Annotated in this window: 19 protein-coding genes; 5 read left to right on the forward strand and 14 right to left on the reverse strand. The window is 39.6% G+C overall.

All coding sequences use genetic code 11. From position 1 onward, the window contains the following. Positions 1-60 precede the first annotated feature (60 nt). The 4 genes from B2906_RS06425 to B2906_RS06440 form a co-directional block, all read right to left on the reverse strand. Positions 61-1,293 carry a hypothetical protein gene (locus B2906_RS06425; protein ID WP_286936096.1) on the reverse strand — a complete coding sequence of 411 codons (1,233 nt, stop codon included), beginning with the start codon at positions 1,291-1,293 and terminating at the stop codon, positions 61-63. Between the two features lie 185 nt (positions 1,294-1,478). Further along, positions 1,479-2,450 (reverse strand): AAA family ATPase, encoded by a 972-nt coding sequence (locus B2906_RS06430; RefSeq protein ID WP_144606703.1) that lies wholly within the window; start codon positions 2,448-2,450, stop codon positions 1,479-1,481. Positions 2,451-2,970: 520 nt separating this feature from the next. Further along, positions 2,971-3,567 carry a pseudouridine synthase gene (locus B2906_RS06435; RefSeq protein WP_219957210.1) on the reverse strand — a complete coding sequence of 199 codons (597 nt, stop codon included), beginning with the start codon at positions 3,565-3,567 and terminating at the stop codon, positions 2,971-2,973. Between the two features lie 6 nt (positions 3,568-3,573). Continuing rightward, positions 3,574-3,750, reverse strand: coding sequence for a hypothetical protein (locus B2906_RS06440; protein WP_175557884.1), 177 nt, complete (start codon positions 3,748-3,750; stop codon positions 3,574-3,576). A gap of 32 nt (positions 3,751-3,782) precedes the next feature. Between B2906_RS06440 and B2906_RS06445 the strand changes: the two genes are divergently transcribed. After that, complete coding sequence (locus B2906_RS06445; protein ID WP_219957211.1) at positions 3,783-4,025, forward strand: hypothetical protein; 243 nt, start codon at positions 3,783-3,785, stop codon at positions 4,023-4,025. Between the two features lie 700 nt (positions 4,026-4,725). Here the strand turns inward: B2906_RS06445 and B2906_RS06450 are convergent. Continuing rightward, positions 4,726-5,076: a type II toxin-antitoxin system RelE/ParE family toxin gene (locus tag B2906_RS06450; protein WP_219957212.1), complete on the reverse strand. Its 351-nt coding sequence runs from the start codon at positions 5,074-5,076 to the stop codon at positions 4,726-4,728. Beyond that, complete coding sequence (locus B2906_RS06455) at positions 5,073-5,339, reverse strand: ribbon-helix-helix domain-containing protein (protein WP_219957213.1); 267 nt, start codon at positions 5,337-5,339, stop codon at positions 5,073-5,075. The genes B2906_RS06450 and B2906_RS06455 overlap by 4 nt, the downstream gene beginning before the upstream one ends. Positions 5,340-5,463: 124 nt before the next feature. Here B2906_RS06455 and B2906_RS06460 point away from each other — a divergent pair, with 124 nt between their 5' ends. Beyond that, positions 5,464-6,573 (forward strand): amidohydrolase, encoded by a 1,110-nt coding sequence (locus B2906_RS06460; RefSeq protein WP_219957214.1) that lies wholly within the window; start codon positions 5,464-5,466, stop codon positions 6,571-6,573. 68 nt (positions 6,574-6,641) lie between these two features. Here B2906_RS06460 and B2906_RS06465 read toward each other — a convergent pair whose 3' ends face one another. Together B2906_RS06465 and B2906_RS06470 are read right to left on the reverse strand one after the other, a co-directional pair. Then, positions 6,642-8,957, reverse strand: a complete 2,316-nt coding sequence (locus B2906_RS06465; RefSeq protein WP_370627674.1) for a M1 family metallopeptidase — start codon at positions 8,955-8,957, stop codon at positions 6,642-6,644. Between the two features lie 37 nt (positions 8,958-8,994). Beyond that, the gene (locus B2906_RS06470) at positions 8,995-9,576 is read right to left on the reverse strand and encodes a HupE/UreJ family protein (protein WP_091653659.1); all 582 of its coding nucleotides are present in this window, start codon (positions 9,574-9,576) and stop codon (positions 8,995-8,997) included. Positions 9,577-9,658: 82 nt separating this feature from the next. Between B2906_RS06470 and B2906_RS06475 the strand changes: the two genes are divergently transcribed. Next, on the forward strand, positions 9,659-10,150 hold the full coding sequence (locus B2906_RS06475; RefSeq protein WP_219957216.1) for a DUF6702 family protein: 492 nt from the start codon (positions 9,659-9,661) through the stop codon (positions 10,148-10,150). Between the two features lie 96 nt (positions 10,151-10,246). Here B2906_RS06475 and B2906_RS06480 read toward each other — a convergent pair whose 3' ends face one another. From B2906_RS06480 to thpR, 3 genes are all read right to left on the reverse strand, one after another. Next, entirely contained in the window at positions 10,247-11,737 is a 1,491-nt protein-coding gene (locus B2906_RS06480; RefSeq protein WP_219957217.1) for a RagB/SusD family nutrient uptake outer membrane protein, read from the reverse strand. A 13-nt stretch (positions 11,738-11,750) separates the two neighbouring features. After that, positions 11,751-14,906: a SusC/RagA family TonB-linked outer membrane protein gene (locus tag B2906_RS06485; RefSeq protein WP_219957218.1), complete on the reverse strand. Its 3,156-nt coding sequence runs from the start codon at positions 14,904-14,906 to the stop codon at positions 11,751-11,753. Between the two features lie 580 nt (positions 14,907-15,486). After that, positions 15,487-16,035, reverse strand: a complete 549-nt coding sequence (thpR, locus tag B2906_RS06490; protein WP_286936110.1) for an RNA 2',3'-cyclic phosphodiesterase — start codon at positions 16,033-16,035, stop codon at positions 15,487-15,489. A gap of 204 nt (positions 16,036-16,239) precedes the next feature. Between thpR and B2906_RS06495 the strand changes: the two genes are divergently transcribed. Further along, positions 16,240-17,154 carry a universal stress protein gene (locus B2906_RS06495; protein WP_219957220.1) on the forward strand — a complete coding sequence of 305 codons (915 nt, stop codon included), beginning with the start codon at positions 16,240-16,242 and terminating at the stop codon, positions 17,152-17,154. Here B2906_RS06495 and B2906_RS06500 read toward each other — a convergent pair. Both B2906_RS06500 and B2906_RS06505 read right to left on the reverse strand, forming a co-directional pair. Beyond that, positions 17,151-18,071, reverse strand: a complete 921-nt coding sequence (locus B2906_RS06500) for a class I SAM-dependent methyltransferase (RefSeq protein WP_219957221.1) — start codon at positions 18,069-18,071, stop codon at positions 17,151-17,153. The genes B2906_RS06495 and B2906_RS06500 overlap by 4 nt on opposite strands. After that, positions 18,071-19,441 (reverse strand): exopolysaccharide biosynthesis polyprenyl glycosylphosphotransferase, encoded by a 1,371-nt coding sequence (locus B2906_RS06505; RefSeq protein ID WP_219957222.1) that lies wholly within the window; start codon positions 19,439-19,441, stop codon positions 18,071-18,073. The genes B2906_RS06500 and B2906_RS06505 overlap by 1 nt, the downstream gene beginning before the upstream one ends. A gap of 156 nt (positions 19,442-19,597) precedes the next feature. Between B2906_RS06505 and B2906_RS06510 the strand changes: the two genes are divergently transcribed. Further along, positions 19,598-20,269: a class I SAM-dependent methyltransferase gene (locus B2906_RS06510; RefSeq protein WP_219957223.1), complete on the forward strand. Its 672-nt coding sequence runs from the start codon at positions 19,598-19,600 to the stop codon at positions 20,267-20,269. Here the strand turns inward: B2906_RS06510 and B2906_RS06515 are convergent. Beyond that, entirely contained in the window at positions 20,266-21,054 is a 789-nt protein-coding gene (locus B2906_RS06515; protein ID WP_219957224.1) for a DUF3050 domain-containing protein, read from the reverse strand. The two genes, B2906_RS06510 and B2906_RS06515, sit on opposite strands and share 4 nt — an antisense overlap. Positions 21,055-21,096 lie beyond the last annotated feature (42 nt).

Below are 21,096 nucleotides of genomic sequence, written 5' to 3' on the forward strand. Positions count from 1 at the left end.
TACTTTTTAGAAAAGGAAGAAAGGACCTTGCAAACCCTTTCTTCCTTTTATTTTTTGAGTTTAGAAATCAGCCAATTGACCAGAAACAGCGGCCCATGACCAAGTATTGAATGCGGCTTTGTTGGCTCCAACTGTGTTAGCTCCTGCAGCAACTGCAGTTGCATGAGTAGCAGTGCCAGCTCTGAATACAGTAGCTAAGGCCACGTTATTAGCTAGAGTGATTTGAAGATTAGCAAATTTTAGAGAGCCATCTGCAAAAGTGGCTAGGGTTTTATCTCCACTCAAAGAGAAATCGCCTCTTCCGTCTGTGGATGCCGGATCAGCAAACCCGAAGAAGTAAATGTTTTCGAAAGTACCTCTTGCTCCATCTCTGAAGTCAGCCAGCTCTGCTACATTGTTTCCTTTTACAGATCCGTTTTTAACTGTATGAGCTGCTAGGTAAGAACCTTCTGGTCCGTCAATTTCCAAACAGTGGTCAGTTTCGCTACCTGCGATGACAATGAAGTTATCTAAAGTACCAGCCCAAGCTTGGTCAGTATCCAAGGCATCATCACCTGCATTCCATACCAAAGCATTAGTCACGTTTACTGTTCCACCAAACCACTCGATTCCATCATCCTGATTAGCAACAACTTCTACATTTTCGATAACAGTGCCGGAACCTACACCACCAAGAGTCAAACCGTTGATTTCGTTTCCTTCACCAATGTTGGCGCCACCATGTCTAATGGATACATATTTTAAAACTCCTGAATTGTCAGCGTCATTAGTTCCTCCATAAAGTCCATTTGAATCTGAAGGTGGAATACCTTCTATTTGGATCTCCGCAACATCACCTGGGAAAGATCCTCTCGCATTACCAAGGATAATCAGACCACCCCACAAACCATTTAAATTTGGCTCAAGGTTAGGAGATTCGATTTGTCCAGGCTGAATTTCATCTGCAATAGTTGTAAAAATGATAGGCGAGCTAGCTGTACCTGCAGCATTGATTTTTGCACCTCTTGCAATGATCAAAGCAGTTGCATTTGAACCTGTACCAACTTCACCTTTGATGATTGTTCCTGGCTGAATAGTCAATGTATTCCCGGAAGTCACAGTAATTCTTCCTCCCAAAACATAAGTTTTGCCTGTTTCCCAGGTAGTATTTGAAGTGATATTAGAGGAAACTAGTACCTCATCATCCTGACCGTTATCATCGCCAAGATCTGGCCTTTCATTACCTTCAATACAGCTCGAGAACCCAATAAGGGCAGCTGCTAAAATCATTAAGAAAGAGTTGAATTTTTTCATTGGGTATAAATTGAATGTGGTTTTGTTCGTTTTCACGTTACAAAAGTGTATCAATTTTTACCTGCAAGAGAATTATTCGAATTATGCTTTTTTTAAAAATGAATACAGAATTTAATATTGTATTAACAAAAAATGCATAAAAAAAGGCTTTCCTCTCAGAAAGCCCTTTTAAAAGCTAAATTGTATTATTTCAATGTTACCGTCTTGTTAATCGGTACCTTTTCCAACAATATTTTAACTAGGTCACGAGTGTTGATATTATCAGCTTCTGCTTCGTAATTCAGTATAATTCTGTGATTTAGCACATCTTCTGCGATTTCTTTGATATCCTCAGGAAGCACATAATCACGGCCATCCATATAGGCAACAGCTTTCGAAGCGAGATTCAAATTGATACTTGCACGGGGAGAAACCCCAAATTGAATGTACTTCGCTTCGTTTTTTAAACCGTATTGTTCCGGGAATCTGGTTGCAAAAACCAACTCAATAATATATTGCTCCAACGGCTCGGCAATATTGATTGCATTGATCTCATTTCGGATGTCAAAAATATCTTGTTTGGACAAAACCGCATTTACCTCAGAAGAAAAAGACATATTGGCCATTCTTCTCATAACTTCCATTTCATCCGCCTTACTTGGATACTCGATATGAACCTTCATCATAAATCGATCGACCTGAGCTTCAGGAAGAGGGTAAGTACCTTCTTGATCCACCGGGTTTTGGGTAGCCAATACCAAAAATGGCCTATCTAATGGAAAAGTAGTCTCGCCGATGGTTACTTGCTTTTCCTGCATCGCCTCTAGCAAAGCCGACTGAACCTTGGCGGGAGATCGGTTTACCTCATCAGCCAAAATCAAATTGGCGAAAATTGGTCCTTTCTTTACTTCAAAATTAGCCGTTTGCTGATTGTAGATCATTGTACCAATCAAATCTGAAGGCAAGAGATCCGGAGTGAACTGAATTCGGTTAAAATCCAAGTGCAATACTTTGGCAAGAGTATTTACTGTCAGGGTCTTCGCAAGACCGGGAACACCTTCCAATAGAATATGGCCATTGGTAAAGAGCCCTATCAATAAGCGGTTGACCATTTTATCCTGACCGACAACTACTTTTCTTACTTCCTGTATGACTGCTGCTATTTTATCCTGATGCATGGATTTGGTTTTTTACTCAGATAACCTCAAAAATAGGACATTTTATCCCAGACGCAATCTTAATTCTTAGAAGTGGTAAAGTCAGAGTGCTAAGCGGGATTTTAGGATTTTTTAAGAAGTAAGGTTTTATCGTCACTGCGAGCGGAGCTTGCGGAGCGTGGCAGTCTTTGGGTAGTTTGGAAGTAGTTATTGGTTATTAGTTATTGGGTTCTCGTTCAGACAAAGGCTCTACTTTTACCTAAACTTCTGTGGCTATGTGGTGAAAAAAAATCTCGCGGTGGCGCAGCGACGCGGCGATGTTGTTTCCCGCAAAGAAGGGAAGTGGCAAAGTTATTTCCTTCACTGCGAGCGGAGCTTTCAGAGCGTGGCAGTCTTAGGGTACTTTGGAAGTAGTTATCGGTTATTAGTTATTGGGCATTGATGGTCTATACCGAAAAACCCCCTGTGAATCTCTTTGCGTACTTAGCGTCTTAGCGGTAAAAAATTCCATTATATCTTCTCCTATTTAGGAGAGTATTAATCATTTTCTACGGAAACCACTCAATCCCAAGGCACGATATACTTCATCTTGCCCCATTTCTCTTACCTCTCCCACTTGGAAGCCTTCAATGCTCAGCTTCTCCATAGACCATCTCACCAATCTCAAGGTGGGAAATCCAACCGCCGCAGTCATTTTTCTTACTTGTCTATTTTTACCTTCAATTAATGTTAAAGCAATCCAGGTATCCGGCACATTTTTGCGGTAACGAATCGGCGGATCTCTATCAGGCAAAGCTGGAATCTCATAGGGAATTTTAGCCAAAGCAGGTTTGGTATGGTACATCTTCCCATCCAAATTGATTTCTACTCCCTTTTCCAGTTGACGCAAAGATTCTGCATCTGGTATACCCTCCACCTGAGCCAGATAGGTTCGTTGATGAGCAAATCGGGGATTTAGCAATTGATGGTTAAGCTGCTTATCATCAGTAATCAGCAACAAACCCTCGCTATCCTTATCCAATCGACCTACAGGATAGACTGTTTTGGGAAAATGAAAAAGAGAGGCAAGTGTCTGCCCCTCTCCGCTAAATTGGCTCAAAACCCCAAAGGGCTTATAAATAATAAAGTATCGATTCAAAACTGATTAACTTCCGCAACCTACACAATCAATGTATTGACCACCCGGCTTGGTACCATTCAATACCATTTCCAGATTATGAATTTTGTCTCGAATCTCCATGTCTGCAAACATGTCACCAGTAAGCTTAGCTCTTAGAGCAGTGATTTGCTCTTCGATTTGTTTTTTTTCTATCTCGCTCATAAAAGTGTTTGGTTAAAGGTTGAAGTGATTGGATGAAAATAACAAGAAAGGAAGGTAAGTTCCCAACCGTTACTGAAAAAATTGAGACAAAAATGATTCCAATTGAAAACCAGGGAGATAAAAAATTAGAAGCTAGGTCTGTTGGGTTTCTGGAGGAGACGCAAGGAGAGGTCCTGAGTAACTGTGTAATTGATGCTCCAAGCTTTTGGATATCAATGATGATTTTTAAAGTTCAAATGTTCATAGTTCAGAGTTCAACTAGTTCTAGGACATAATCTTTCCCATTATGAATGAAAGGCGCGAAGAGATATTTGAGAGTAATGTAAATCCCGTAGGGATTTGAGCTAGGTAGTAATGATATATGCAGACATCATCACTATGCTGTAGGCATGGAAGAATTTGGAGTTTTTGACTCAGGAATAAAGTAATATAATTGAAATACGCTCCCAGAGGCGCGGGGAAGAGTTATTGGTTATTGAGTTATTAGTTATTTAGGTCTCAACTCAATTCCAAACGCAAAATATTTTTCCTGTCTCATGGACTGACTTTATTAGCGTCAAAAGAAAATAGTACAAAAGATTACTTTGCGATATTCTTTGCGACCTCCGCGGCTCTGCGTTGAAAAAGTATCTCGCAGAGACAAAAATTTATAAAACTATGTTTTCTATCCTCTCTATGTGGTTTTTAAAAAGCTCGCGGCGACGCAGCGGCGAATGATTTTATTCTCCCGCAAAGAAATGAAGAGGCAAAGAGATAATCTCATTGATAAGTAATTGTGTAATTGATTAATCGAGTAATTAAAGGGGATCGCTGTAGGGTGTTCACTACACTTCATTATTCATCATTCGATGTTCGATATTTTTTGAGCTCCCGAAAAGGATAAAAGAAGCAAAAGCTGAATGAAGCTATGTTTTCTATCCTCTCTATGTGGTTTTTAAAAAAAGCTCGCGGCGACAAAGCGAAGCAAAGGAAAACTTACTTTATTGATTTTTTATAAATCGCTTTAGCCTCATCTTCCAATGTAGGCTCTAACTTTTTCAACCGCTCCAATAAATTAATGGAAGTATGCCTTATGGTAAGAACGCAAATCGCATCATCGATGATATCACAAATTAAAAAATGCTTTTGAACTGGATACACCATAAATCTTGATGATATAATTTTATTTGATTTTAGTAGCCCTTCATTTTCCTGTAAAAGTTTTAGGCAATCTTCTATTCCCAACATATACTTTAGGGCTGTTGATTCACCCCATTCAGAAATGGAAAATTCATAGATTTCCTGAAGATCAGAAAGTGCTCTTGAAGTAAGAAGTATTCTTTTCACTTTTCAACATCCTTCTGATGTAATTTCAAATCCGCCATCAAATCTCCAGAAAACTCACGAGTTCGTCCATGCAACACGTCCTGATATCCGTCAACTATGGCTGCACGTAAAGACGCAGCTTCTATGCGATCACGCTCATGACGAATAAGGTCCCGAACATACTCACTAGGTGTAGCATATAAAGTACCCTTACCTGATTGACTAGTGATAAATTTTTTCATCTCATCAGTCAAAGCTATATTTAGTGATTCCGTTTTTGCCATGATCTATTCTAGAAATTGATAATTTAAATTTACCGAATACTTCATATAATGTCAATATTTGAAGTATTATACCAAGAGGTACTCTTGTTTTGAAAAGAAATCGAGGAAACTAGACATTAACATCATGAATTCACTAATCCAACTTCGGCATACGCTTCACAAACATCCAGAAATAGCTGGAGAAGAAAGCCAAACTGCCCAGAGAATTCTGGACTTTTTTAAGCCTTTGAATCCAGATGAGACAATTGAAGGCTTGGGAGGAACGGGCTTAGCTTTCATTTTCAAGGGTAAAAACCCAGGAAAACGCCTGCTCTTTCGTTGTGAATTGGACGCCTTGCCTATCGAGGAAAAAGGAAATCCAAGCTACCAAAGCACTGTCTCCGGAAAGGCCCACCTTTGTGGCCATGACGGACACATGGCAATTATCTGTGGATTGGGAGAAAAGTTGGCTCAAGAGAGGCCCGAAAGTGGAGAAGTGGTGCTTCTCTTTCAACCTGCCGAAGAAACAGGAGAAGGAGCTCAGGCAATTCTAAATGATTCCCGATTTGAGGAAATCAGGCCCGATTATGCCTTTGCCCTACATAACTTACCCGGATTTCCGCTTCATCAGGTGGTGCTTAGAAAAGGAACATTTGCAGCAGGAAGTACAGGAATGCGTCTACATTTCACCGGGAAAACCTCCCACTCTGCCCATCCCGACGCCGGAATCAACCCTGCACAGGCCCTAGCCCAACTGATGCATCAGCTTCCCCAATTGCCCAAGGAAATTCCAGGCTTTTCTTTACTCACGCTGATCCATGTTGAATTGGGAAGTTTGGCTTTTGGGACGAGTGCAGGCAAGGGAAGTTTAAGTATGACCCTAAGAGCTTATGACCAAAAAGATCTGGACTTGCTAATTGAAAAAGCACAAGCTTTGGCTAAAAAAATAGCAAGCGAGGAGCGCTTAAAATTGGAAGTAGAATTTGTTGAGAAATTTGCGGTATCGCACAATGATCAAGAATTGTATGAGGTCGTAAAAGTTGCTGCTGTGGAATTAGGGCTTAAAGCCGTAGAAAAAGCCGAGCCCTTCAATTGGTCGGAAGATTTTGGATTGTTTAGTCAGCACTGCCCTTCCTTTTTGTTTGGACTAGGCTCAGGTGAGAATTGCCCTCAACTCCATGAACCGACCTACGACTTCCCGGATGAGTTGATTGAGACGGGGGTGAAGGTTTTTGAGGAGATCATAAAAAAATAAACCCTCCAAATTCTCCTGAGAAAGGAAAAACTTTGGAGGGCTTAAAAATAATATTGAAAGCCTAAAGCTTACTTTTTCTTGCTCTGAGCTTTTTTCATTGGATTGTCACCTACAGAAGCTCCTCTGGCTCCACCTCGGCTTTTGTACAATTCAAATCGGGTTGGCTGATATTGTCTTGGCCAGTAATTACTAGACTCATCGATATCCGCAGTCTCACGCATAGGGTCCAATATAAACTGTACCACTTCTTTCTTCTTCGGGAAAACTTTGGTTACCTGAGTTTCATTGAGCTTCCAGATTTCAGCAGGAATCCGCTCGATCTCAGAGGTTCCGTCAGCATATTGAAATTCAATGATCAATGGCATTACCAAACCACCCACATTTTCAAAGGTGATCTCGTAGAAGTTCATATTGGAATTCAGGAGCTCTTTTTCTTTTGGAGAAAGACTGGCCATAAACTTCTTATACTCTTCCTCGTCTTCAGGGCTCACAGTAAATGGATTGTAAGAATTATAAAAATCTCTGGTGGCAGGATCTGCCTCCACTACTGTTTGGGGCACATCAGCTTTGTTATAATTCTTAGATACATAGCTTTCTTCCAGGTCAAATGCAGCTTTTTGATCAGCTTTTTTCTGAGCCGGAGTTCTGTTGTCTAGTTTAAACCACTTCACATCCTGAATAGCAATATCTACAGGTTCTGTTCCATAAAACCATCCTCTCCAGAACCAGTCCAGATCAACTGCAGATGCATCTTCCATTGTTCTGAAAAGGTCTTCAGGGGTTGGATGCTTAAACATCCATCTTCTAGCATACTCTCTGAAGGCAAAATCAAACAGCTCTCTGCCCATCACTGTCTCTCTCAAAATATTCAAAGCAGTAGCTGGCTTAGCGTATGCATTTGGACCAAACTGAATGATATTTTCTGAGTTAGTCATGATCGGCTCAAGCATGCTCTTATCACTTCTCATGTAAGGAACAATCTTATGTGCAGGGCCTCTTCTGGATGGATAATTTCTATCCCATTCCTGCTCTGCCATAAACTGCATGAAGGTATTCAAGCCTTCATCCATCCAAGTCCACTGTCTCTCGTCTGAGTTGACGATCATCGGGAAGAAATTGTGGCCTACTTCGTGAATGATTACTGAAATCATTCCATACTTCACTGCTTCTGAATAGGTGCCATCCTTGTCTGGTCTTCCGTAATTGAAACAGATCATCGGGTATTCCATACCATTACTTGCTTCCACAGAGATAGCAGTTGGATATGGGTAGTCAAATGTATGTGCTGAATAAGATTTAATAGTATGAGCTACTACTCGGGTTGAATATTGCTCCCACAGAGGATTGGCCTCCTTGGCATAGTAAGACATCGCCATGACATCTTTTCCTCCCTGCTTCACTGCCATAGCGTCCCAGATAAATTTTCTGGAGGAAGTCCAAGCAAAATCGCGGACATTCTCAGCTTTGAAAATCCAGGTTTTCTTGTCTTTGGATTTTCCTTTTTCCAATTTTTCAGCCTCTGCCTGAGTTCTGATAATTACAGGATTATCAAAGGTCTGCTTAGCTTTATTCCATCGCTGCAATTCCGTAGCAGATAATACTTCTTCAGGATTTTGTAAAACTCCGGTAGCTCCTACCATGTGATCAGCAGGCACGGTGATTCTTACTTCATAATCCCCAAAAGTCAAGGCAAATTCACCTCTTCCCAAAAACTGTTTGTTCTGCCATCCTTCGAAATCAGAGTAAACAGCCATTCTAGGAAACCACTCTGCCATGGTATAGATATAGTTCCCATCTTCTGGGAAGAATTCATAACCAGGTCTACCGGAAATGTAGGACATTCTGTCTGTGATATTAAAGGACCAGTCAACAGCAAAAGTGAAGCTCTCACCCGCCTTTAAAGGCATAGGAAGATCAATTCGCATCATGGTCTTATTGACAGCCACAGAAAGTGGATTGCCTTGAGCGTCCTTTACATTCAGTACTTTATAGCCATATTCATCATTTTCCCAGAGGATTCCCTGCAAAGTTCCTAAAGTCATTCGGGAATTGATACTGCTTTCGGCTACCAAAGGTGCTTCGGATTGAGGACCTCTTTGATTTTCTTCCAACTGAACCCAAAGATAGGTGAGTTGATCAGGAGAGTTATTGATATAAGTGATGGTTTCCTTTCCCTTGACGGATTGATTATCATCATTGAGTTCCACGTCGATCACATAATTGGCTTTTTGCTGCCAATACATATGTCCCGGAGCACCAGAGGCAGTCCTGTAGACATTGGGAGATCGTAGCATGGTACCCAGCTGCTCAAATCGTTCGCCGTGGTTTTGCTCTGAACGACGAGCCTGCCCGAAAACCTGAGCAGTCATTAGGGCCAAGAGCATCCAAACTAGTCCTGTTTTTTTCATAGTTATATTTTATTTACCAAAATTTCGTTTCAAGCATCATCATCAAGGAAATCCCGAAAACCATTGCTGCCATAACCAGGGTCCACTCCTTTCTGTTTACACCAGCTATCCCTACCAGGATAGAGGTCACCAATAGATAGGCACCAACAATGATCAATTGTCCGGCTTCCAGACCTAGATTAAAAGCAAGGAGAGGTTTCCAGATAACAGCCTCTTTTCCCAATAGCTCCCGCAGATAATTAGAAAAACCCAAACCATGGATCAAACCAAAAAACAGCGCGAGAAAATAATTCATTTGAATACCTTTGCCCGTAGAAGGTCTTGGCTTCAAGATAGTAGTAAAGGCAGTAATGGCTATGGTGACAGGAATCAGGAATTCGATTACATCGGATCGTACCTGAATAACTTTAAAAGTGGCCAAAGCAAGGGTAAGGGAGTGACCAATGGTGAAAGCTGTCACCAAAATCACGATCTTTCGCCAATCTCTGGCTATAAAAACAGCACAAAGCGCCAAGACAAATAGGATATGATCATAGCCTTGGATATCCAAAATATGCTTCAGGCCAAGACGGAAATACAGTTCAAATGAATTCATAAACTCAGAAAATACCTCGATTGAAGTAAATTGGGGCAATAATACAGGTTTATTCCCATAAAAGACAAGCAATCCCTTTCAAATGCAACAGTTTTACATCTCCTTGATTTCTCTGGGATGGATGGTACTCAGTCATCCTTATTTTATCTCTTTGACAGAAATCCGGCAAAATCCTGAAAGTCAACGATTGGAAATCGCTCAGAAGATTTTTTGGGACGATTTGGAAGAAGCTTTAGGAGATTTTCATGGAGAAAAGGTGGATTTTTTGAATCCTGAGAATCCAGAAAAATTAAATGCTCAAATTCAGGCATATCTACTCCATCACAATAAAATATGGCTGGATGGAAGCCCTGCTACTCTGAAATATTTGGGCTATGAAATCGAAGAAGATGCTGCCTGGTTTTATATGGAGTCTCTTCCTCTACCGTGGAAAGCTAAGATTCGGGTTCAAAACAGCATCTTGATTAAGAATTTTTCTTCCCAGCAAAACATCATTCATGTGTATAAAAACAGCAAAAGTCCAAAAAGCTTGCTTTTGGGCAAAGGGATGGAAAGTGGACAGATAGAATTCTGATAAAGTTTTAATTTTTAGCCCTATAAATTTTAAACAAAAAAAGTCCGACTCCTAAGAGCCGGACTTGGATGATTTAAACAAATTGCTTTCCTCTTATTAAGATGGGTTCTGCACCATTTTGTCATTTGCATTCAACTCCGCAATTGGAATTTTGAACTGCCAGTTAGGCGTACCAGCAGGTTCTTCATATTTAGAGTTGATTACTGTGGCTACATGGTTTGCGCCATTTCTATCCAATGAAAGATTCAAGCGCTTCAAGTCATAGAATCGGAATCCCTCGCCCCAAAGCTCAATTCTTCTTTGAGTCATGATCTCTTCTATCAAAGCTGCACCCGTGTTGGTTGAAAGCGTATACTCAGGATCTCTTTGAGAAGCCAATTCAAATAGAACTTGGGCAGCCTGTGCACCGTTTCCGCTTCTTGCCAAAGCCTCAGCCTCGATCAAAATCATTTCAGATGCTCTCATATAAGGAACATCACCTACAGAAGAAGCATTAGCCTGAGCTACAAACTTTCTGTTCATGAAGTTTCTTTTTGCGAAAGAACTCAAAGTAACCTCATCTATAAATGGATCTCTCAAAGCCGCTGTTCCTGCATTTGGATCCCACAAACCTTTTCTGGCATCAGTAGGAGAAATCTTAGCATACAAAGAGCTATTGATTGCCTTAGGATTACCTCTAATATTGGTAGAGCTGAAATTAACAGACATGTAAGCGAAGAAAGAAGCAAAGAAGGTCTGCTGATCGTCGATTTGCTTGCTTCCCCACATCCATTCTGGATTATCCACATTGTTGAATCCTTCATATAATTGAGAAGCAGACATCAAGTCATAGCCTTGACGAGCCTGGTTTGCCAAAGTAGCCGCTTGAGCAAAGTTCCCTTGAGTCAAAGCAACTCTAGCCTTGATTCCTCTAGCAACATTGACATTGATATGGGATTTAGCATTTCGGCCTTCACCCAATAAAGCAATCGCTGCATCCAAATCTGCATTCACTTGAGTATACACTTCTTCGACGGTATTTCTGGCTCCACCTTCAGTAATTGGCTCCAAAACCAATGGTACGCCTAATTGACCGTTGTTTCCACCTGCCTGATATCGCTCAGCAAATAGCTGTACCAAGTTGAAGTGAGCCCAAGCTCTGTATGCTAATGCCTGCCCTTTGATCTCATCCTTTTCAGTTTGAGGGCCTGCAGCATTGTCAATATTAGCGATGATCATGTTTGCGTTACCGATGATTTTGTAATAAAATCTCCACACGAACCTTACGTCACCACTGTTTTCATTGACGTGGTTTAACCATCTAGACATGGATACAAACCAACCATTAGCGATACCGGTCATTACCACATCTTCGCCCAAAACCTCGCGCATAATCATCACCCCACCTTCACCCGGCTGACCTTGGGAGTCGTAACGGATAAACATGGATCTGTGAATCCCATTAAGGGCTGTCATCGCATTTTGCGTAGTCGTAAAGACTGCATTTTCAGATACCGCATCCGTAGGTAGGGTATCCAAATAGTCCTCAGCACATCCAAAACTTAGAATGGCGCCGAGTAAGAATATTTTACTTAATAATTTCTTCATGGTCTTTTGTAAATTACAGATTCACATTAAGTCCCAGCGTGAATGTTCTCGCCGGAGTGAAAGTATTAGAAGTAGTACCACTAAAGGTTCCAGATACATACATACCGCTTCTTGAAGACAACCAGCCTAAGTTTTCACCGGCTAGGTATACGGTAGCTCCTCTCATTTTCCATCTTTCCAATAAAGTTCTAGGAAGGGTGTAAGAGAGATTGATTGCACGTAAGTTGAGATAAGAAGCATCGGTTAGCCACCTGTCTGATGCGACATTGGTTTGAGCAGCACCGGTTACATCCATCTTAGGAACTTCTGTAATATCTCCAGGCTGTCTCCATCTGTTCAAGATATCCACGTGAGCAGCTCCTCCATCAGGATCAGCACCCATCAAACCTGCATAGATTCCATCATAAATATCTCCACCTACTGCAAAGCTTACTAGGACATTCAAGGATAATCCTTTGTAAGAGAAGGTATTGGACAATCCACCAAAGAAGTCTGGGATTGCATTTCCTGCAAAATGGAATCTTGCATTTTGGAATCTGGTAGTAACTGTATCCTGCCCGATAATTCTGGTAGTTGGGTCATTTTCAGCATACTCTTCAGCTCTATAAAGACCTTCACCAGTTTCTGGATCTACACCGTACCAGTCTCTCAACCAGAAATCAAAGATTGATCTACCAACCACATACTTTTTAGTACCTACAATTTGCTCCTCGAATGGAAGCTCTTTGAATTCATTTTTGAAAGTAGAAACGTTCACATTAGCATTCCATTTGAAAGCTCCTCTTCTCATCACATCTCCACCAATATTGAATTCAATCCCTTTATTCGACATGGTACCGATATTTTGGAATCTGTTCTCTAAACCCGTAGTCAAAGACAAAGGAACTTCGAAAAGCAGGTTGCTAGACTCTCTGTTGAAGAACTCCAAAGTACCTGAGAATCTATTTCCAAATGCGAAGTCCAAACCTAGATCATAGGTATTGTTGGATTCCCACTGTAGATCCAAAGCAGAAAGTGAAGCCTGCAAAATACCTGGCTCAGAAGCATTGTTGAAACCTAGGTCATACAATGCTTGCCAAGGGTAGTAATTTTGAGCGTTATTTGAATTTTGAATACCGTTGTTTCCAACCTCACCATAAGAAGCTCTTAATTTGAATAGCTGGAAGAAGTTAGAATTGAAGAAATTTTCTTGATCAATTGACCAAGCTGCACCTACTGAGAAGAAAGTACCCCATCTTACATCTCTAAAGAATCTGGATGATCCATCTGTTCTCCAAGAAGCAGAGAAAGAGTATTTATCATCGTACACATAGTTTACTCTGGAAAGGTAAGACTCGATTCTGTCCACATCAGTTCTTCCAGAAGCAGAGTTGATAGTAACAAAATTGTCAGGCTCGATATTTCCAGCCAAGATCTGATCCTGCTTAGAGATAAACTGTCTTGTTCTTCTGAAATCATAGTTTTCATGACCTACCAAAGCTTCCACGAAATGCTTGTCGTTGAAAGTTTTTGAATAAGTCAATAACTGGTTGAAGGTTAGAGAATTGATTCTGATATTCTCTCTTCTTGTACGTCCAGCTGGAGCACCATCACCTACGATAGTATTGTCATAACCAATATTCAGCAAAGAAGTGATATCAGTGGCGATGTTGGTTCTGAAAGTAAAGTCCTTCAAGAACTTAGCTTCTACATAAGCTCTGGAAGAGATAACATCTCTGTCAAAACGATCGACGTTCAATAAAGTCTCCTGAACTACATGACGTCCTGGATAAGCACCAGCACCTCTTCTTGGAAGACCAAATTCTTCTAGATCACCTAAATCGAAAATTTTGTTGCCAAATTCATCCAAGATGAATCCACCAGTTTGCATATTTTGAGCAAAAACCGGATAAATAGGACCCATGGATCTAGCAGTAAAGAATGGGTTCACAAAGCTGGAGCTTCCTCCATCTCTTGCATTATTTCCCTCACTCATGGTTGCTGAAAGGTTGATACCAGTTTTCAACCAGTTAGTAGCTTGAGTATTTACATTCAAACGACCAGTGAAACGCTCAATATCAGAATTGATAATGAAACCTTTCTCATTCAAGTAGTTGAAAGAGGTATAAAAATCAGTTTTCTCAGAGCCACCAGAATAAGTCATATTATATTCTTTTCTGTCCCCTGTTCTCTGCAATTCATCAAACCAATTAAGCCCAACAAAATTGTTTACAGCATTCGAGTTTAGTCTACCGTCAGTTCCTACGATTTGATTGTTTGGAACATTGTAGACATTATAACCCAAAATATTGATCAAGTTATTGGATGCAAAAGTAGCTGCGGCATCAGGAGTAGCTCCATTGCCCAATTGGCTATTTCTCAATGATTCCCAAACTAAAGGGTAATACTGGTCAGCATTTACTCTGTCATATTCTGGCAAAGCTCTGCTGGATACACCTTGCTGAACTCTCACATTGAAGGTTGGCTTATTTTTCTGACCGGTTTTGGTGGTAATCATAATTACACCATTTGCCGCTCTAGAACCATACAATGCAGCTGAAGAAGCATCTTTCAAGATGGTCATGTCAGCAATATCTTCAGGGTTAAGGTTAGATAGGTCCCCATCATAAGGTACTCCATCCACAACGTAAAGAGGTGCAGAAGAAGAGTTCACAGAACCAATACCTCTGATTCTTACAGCAGGAGTAGAACCCGGCTGACCTGAAGCAGAAGTGGTGATTACACCCGGTGCCTGACCTTCAATGGCATTTACCACGTTGTTGATAGGACGATTGGCTATCTGATCTCCTTTCAAGGCTATTGCTGAACCGGTAAAGTTTCCTTTATCAGCAGTACCTCCATAAGCAGTAATAATTACCTCTTGAAGATTTTGAGCATCTTCTCTCATGGTAACATTGATTTCAGATCTATTACCGATCTGCTCTTCCACACTGATATAACCGATATAGCTAAATACCAATGTTGATGCATTTGCAGGTACCAAAATGGTGTACCTACCATCCAGGTCAGTTACGACGCCAATGGTCGTTCCTTTCACCAAGACATTCACTCCGATCAAGCCTTCTGGCTCCTCAGGTGAAGTCACCCTACCGGTGATCGTTCTGTTTTGTGCCATGACCGAAACAGCTGTTAAGAGCATGATCACAAATCCCAGTAAAACTTTCTTCATAGGTTAAATTTTAATAGATGATTTGTTTTTCGAATCGGCTAATGAAAAAGCAAATAGCTAAAGGAGCAAATTTGGTAAAACTTAAAAAAGGTTAAGTTTTCAGAATAAAATTTTATTATTTTAATTTTTTTAGAATTTTTTAAATCATATTTAGTGTCCGGACAGTGTTTTCTGATATAGAATTTCTATTTTTATAAATTTTACAATAAAAAATTTTGCTATTTTGATTTAAAATTATTTTAAATTCCGTTTCTTAGTTTTATCCAAAAAATATTAAATTAAATATTTATCATTTTTTTCAATATTTAATTCTGTTTTTGCCTATTGTGCAATCGATTTCTAAAAATAAAGTTTTGCAATGTCCGATTTTAAAATTTGAATCACAGAATTATAAAAACAAAAAATGAAATTATTCAAAATTTAATTTCTCTTTTAATTTTACTTCAATTAGCTCAAAAGGATGATAATCGGTTAGAAAAATAGTAATCCCTATTAGACAAAACTCAAAATTAAATTTTTCTTTCTTTTTTTGTTAAAAGCTAGAAAAACCAAGCTGAGTGGTGTTAAAATTAGATTTTGATTAATTTTTTAATAAAAAATTCATGTGAGGAGACCATTTGCCATTTAACCTTTTCAACAAAGTCAATTCTGAAATCTGGAATTCACTTTCAAGCTTCGCCTCCTTTACTTCCTGGAAAACTGCTTCAAAAATCTGCCTCTTTAAGTCTTTAAAGGCTACAGTCATATGGGGATGATAGTTTCTGTCACTCAATTCATCTGGAAGGTGAACTTGGGTTTTCAGAAACTTTTTTAGATCTGATTGAAAAGTATATAAGTCTTGCTCTGCTTTTATATCCAAAAAAATCACTCTTTTACCAAAAGTATCCACGCCTTTCACTCTCATTCCGAAAGTGCTTTTATTACTACAAAAATCCTGTAGCATGGAAGCTAACTTTTCCTCCTTATGCTCATCATATGAAAAAGGCATTTTCACCGTAACATGGGCAGGGGACTTTAAAGCATACTTTACATTGAATTTTTCACGCAGATGTAACTTTAGCTCCTCCACTTTTTCTAAAAACTCTTGAGGTGGGAGTATGGCTAGAAAATATTTCTGCATGTTTTTCATAGAATCATATTTTTGGAATAGATATAGTTTTAAGAAGTTTCTACAAAGTTTGAACTTCAAATCTATAGGGAATCAATTTTTATTCTTGTGTACAATTCATCTCATTCTGTTACCTTAGAGAGGATTCCTGAGGTAAAAACATAAAAACTGTTTAAATAACCCAAGCAATCTTTTAAATTAAGGCTATTAATCAATAAACGCCCTATGAAGTTTTTTTCCAAAGTGATGATTGGTCTCGATATGACCGAGATGGATGAGATTCTAATCCAAAAGACAGTCGTTTTTCTAAAGTTTTTAGGAGTAGAGAAATGCTATTTTGTTCACGTTTCAAAAAATTTGGCTATTCCGGATGAGATTCTATCCCAGTACCCAAATTTATTGGCTGCAGGAGACGAGTCAGTTGAGGCGATCATGCAAAAGAAAATTGACGCCCAAAATTTCCCAAAGGATATTGAAATAGAGGTATTTGCTGAGGAAGGAGAACATCCTCTAGAAACATTCTTAAGGTGGGCAAAAATCAAAGATGTTGATTTAATCATTATGGGTAGAAAGGAAACCTTGAAGGGTTCAGGAGCCTTGGCAAATGGCGTGGCAAAAAAAGCTCCCTGCTCGGTGATGCTTCTTCAGGAAAAGAGAGCTCCGGAACTACCTAAACAAATTATGATTCCTACCGATTTCTCAGATCACAATCACATGATCTATGATTTTGGAGAGCGGATTGCCGATCAATTAAATGCCAAATTAATACCCGTTCATATCTTTCATGTTCCACAGGGCTATTCCAAAACGGGAAAATCCTATGATGAATTTGTGGAGATCATGAAAGAAAATGCGCGTAAGGATTACAAAAACTTTGTATCCAAGCATAACCACCCAGAATTAGAATGCGATTTTATCCTTGATGAGGGCGAAGATATGGGTGAAACTTTATTGAAGGAAGCTCACAAAATGGATGTGGATATGTTTATCATGGGTTCTCGCGGCAGGACTAAGTCAGCTGCAATCCTTCTCGGTAGTACTGCTGAAAAATTAATCAAAGTTAATAATGTGCTCCCCATGATCATTTTCAAGAAAAAGGGAGAAACCATGGGCTTTTTCGAAGCATTATTCAGAATCTAATCAGCCTTCTTCAATATAAAGAGAGCTTGATCTCCACGGCCTTCCTGATTATACAGGGAGGCTTTTTTATGAAAATCACTCATCTCTTCTGAGGAAAAAAACTCATTTTCATCTACCTCTAAACTATGACCTTGCTCATACAAGGCTGTTCCCCAAAATTGAAAAGCGGTAGAATCAAACTCCATATATGATAATTTCAGCCCTTGAGTTTTAGCCAATGCTTTCAAACCGCTGATGGAAGGAATGACCAAATGTCTTGGAGCATCGAGCTGAACCCAATTAGCTCTTTTGTCTTTCCAGACTTGTCCATCTGTGATTGGAAGCCTAATCAAGAGGGTTCCTCCAGGGTTCAGCCTTTCTTTACAAGCTTTCAGCACACTTTCGGGATTTGACATATGCTCGAAAGAATGATGCATCATAATCAAATCAAAGGTCTGATCTGAATCCAAAAAGTCCATTTTTTGGAGACTCAAGCCTTTCCCAAGCACTTGATCTTTTTCTAAAAAAGGATCAAATCCCGTCAAATTCTTGAATCCCGAACAGTGTAACTCATATAATAACTGTCCATTACCACAGCCCACATCTGCTATAGACTGATTGAATCTTTGAAATACATTTTTTAACCAATACCCATAAACTTTGGGGGCAAAAAAGCTCATCCCTAATTGGAGAAAAAGTTTTGCACGAAGAGCCTTGAAAGCTTTGGATATCAAACTTGAAGGCACAAGAGGGACAAAAGAATAATAGGATCCTGAATAGTAATCGGAAAGATTTTCAGGTATTTGATCAATCTGAAGCGATAAGCAATCCAAGCATTCTAAGTAAGAGAAACTATCTCCTGCTCCAAACATTCGCTCGTAAGCTTGAAACTGGGTAAGGTGGGTACTTTTACAGAATGGACATTGCCTGTCGTTCACTAGTAGGCATTTTCACGGTTGAAAAGCAATTCATGGATTGTCTTGATCATTATGCCCATATCCAACAAAAATGACCAATTGTTGATATAAAAAGAATCCAGCTTTACTCTTGAACGAATTTGATGTGGGTTTTCGATTTCACCCCTGTATCCTCTCACCTGAGCCAAACCTGTAATTCCCGGACGGATTTTATGTCTTGAATTATAACGCTCAATTTGGGATTTGAATGTCTTATTCATCGGGATTGTATGAGGTCTTGGTCCCACAATTGACATGTCACCCAACAACACATTGATGAATTGGGGCATCTCGTCCAAAGAGGAGGTTCTCAAAAAAGATCCAATTCTGGTGACTCTTGGATCATTTTTTACAGCCTGATGGGTGTCCGCATAATCGTTGGGAGTCATGGATCGGAATTTTAAACAATTGAACTCACGGTTATTTACCCCATTTCTTTTTTGGATAAAAAAGATTGGACCTCTTGATTCCAATTTGATCAGGATTCCTACCAAAGGAATCAACCAAGAAAGGATAAAGACGATCACAAAGCTGGCGAAAATGACATCAAAAGCACGCTTCATGATGCTGTTGATCGCATGATCCAGTGGAATTTCATTGACATTGATTACAAAGAAATCCCCGTATCTGGAGAAGCTTAGATTTTTCTCCAATTGTAAGCTGCCTCCCGGAATCATTTTTACTTTAATGTAATTCTCGTCAGCGTAGCCAATAATCTTCTTGACCAATTTGGGTTCTAAATGCTCGTGGATATAAATCAGATCCAAGTCCAATCCTGGAGCTTCGCTAAAGAAATCATCTATCCCTCCACGAGTTTGGTTACAGTCTGCCTGATTGTCAAAATATCCGAGGAAGTTAATTCCAAAGTCTTTTCTAATCTTAAATACGTCTGCGAGTTTAGGGCTTGTTCCTCCCTTTCCGACTATAACTGCATTCCGATAATTATTTCCTTTTACTCTGTACTGGCGAAGCAACATATGTACTCCAACCCGGAATATCCCCATGATCACCAGCATTCCTATTCCCAAAGCAAGAATTGGAATCACCTGTATGGAAGGGGTATTAAAAGGAACCCAAAGAACCGCCGCTGCGCCTACAAACCAGAAAACAGTTCCAGTTAGATGTCGAAGTGTATGGTCATATTCATCAGTTCGGCCGATTTTATAATCTTTCCTCAAAGCAGCAATTAAAAGCCACAGGACTGAGAGTGGAAGTAATGCGTCTAGATCAGCGCCGTTAAAAAGACCAATTTGGGTAAGAAAAAAATTACAAAGAAATAGAGAAACAAGAGAGGCAATAAAGTCACTGCTCACAAAAAGCCAGGGAAAATACTTATCGAATCTACGCTTCATAAAAATCTATAGCAAACAATCATATTTTATCAAAAATCAGGCTAAGCCGATCTTTTCTCTGGTTTTTAGTATTTCAAAACCAAAATTAAGAAAAGAATCGTCAAGCATGCTTACTTTTGATGATAAATTATTATACAAAAAGCCCCAAAGGCGCTCATGAATTTTATCTCAAATCTATTCGCTTCTTCGGAAAACCCAGCTTCTCTAGGGGCAAAATTCCGTCAAAAACGTTTAGCTGTATTTGAAAATCTTTTTTTTCAACACTTCCAAAAAGACCAAGCAATCAAGGTCTTGGATGTAGGAGGAACTGCCTATTTTTGGAAAGGAAGTCGTCTATTAAACCTTCCTCAAATAGAGATTGTTCTCCTCAATTTGAGCACTGAAGATACAAAGCACCCCAAACTTCAATCCATTGCAGGAGACGCTACTTCCCTCCCTCAATATAAGGATGATTATTTTGATCTGGTCTTTTCCAACTCAGTAATAGAGCATTTATACACTTTTGAAAACCAGGAAAAAATGGCCAAGGAAATTTTAAGAGTGGGTCAAAAACATTTCGTTCAGACACCCAATAAATATTTTCCTGTAGAAGCTCATTATGCTTTGCCTTTCGCTCAATACTTTCCAAAAAATTTACTTTTATCTATTCTGACAAAAACAAAACTGAGTAGGCTCAGAAAATGGTCGGAATCAGAAGCGAAACAATACCTGGAAGAAATCAGGCTATTGGATGAAAAGGAAATGAAAAGTCTTTTTCCTAATTCTAAAATATTCAAAGAAAAAGTGGCCGGACTAACGAAGTCAATCACGGCCCATAATTTTTATTAGTATGCTAAAGCTGCTTTTCGTTTAAGCAGTTCGTGATGTATACCATCCCAAAGGATTTTTCTTGCCTCCAATGCATCTTTACCCGCTGCAGTTGCTTGGTCTAAATGCAAATCAGACTCTAATAGCATTTCTACCATTCTCCAAGCCAATGGTCCATGCTCCTCCTCGTCCAGGTGAATATGTCTATCAAAGTAATAAGCCAAAGTTTTTAATTCATCTGGCTGATTTTTGATCAACTCCTGCACAATCTGTCGGAATAAATCCGGGATCAAATCTTCTCTGCCCAAAGTAAAGGAAGCGGCGATTTCATGGGCTTCTCCAAACAAAGCAGTTTGATAATTCACCCGTAAAAACTGCTGTACAAAATCCGGAACTTTAGCCACTTTCATGGCCTCATCCAGTTTAGCTCCAGAGGAAAGAGACTCAATCAACTTCTCTATTCTTGAAGTAGAAGCTCCCGCCTCACTCATGGCTCTTAGATAAAGTTCAAAGTGACTGCAATAGCCACCTTCTCCATCCTCATCACTTTCTTCAGCTAATACGATATCATTGATCAATCGAGCAACCAATGGGTCCGATGCAGGCAACCAAGGAAGTGACATCCCGGTCAATCTATGTTGTAATGCTTTCAGCAGTGACATGAAGTCCCAAACTGCAAACACATGGTACTCCATGAAAATCCTAAAATCATCCAACCCATTCAAATGCTGGTAAATTGGATGCTTCAACAACTCTTCTCTCTCTTTGGCCACGGAGGCCACCAATATTTCCAGTGAATTATTCATAATCATTTCAATTACGGAATATAAACTATCCTTGGATGGTCA

Source organism: Algoriphagus sp. UBA3586 (assembly GCF_002376385.1).
Taxonomy (GTDB): Bacteria; Bacteroidota; Bacteroidia; order Cytophagales; family Cyclobacteriaceae; genus Algoriphagus; species Algoriphagus ornithinivorans.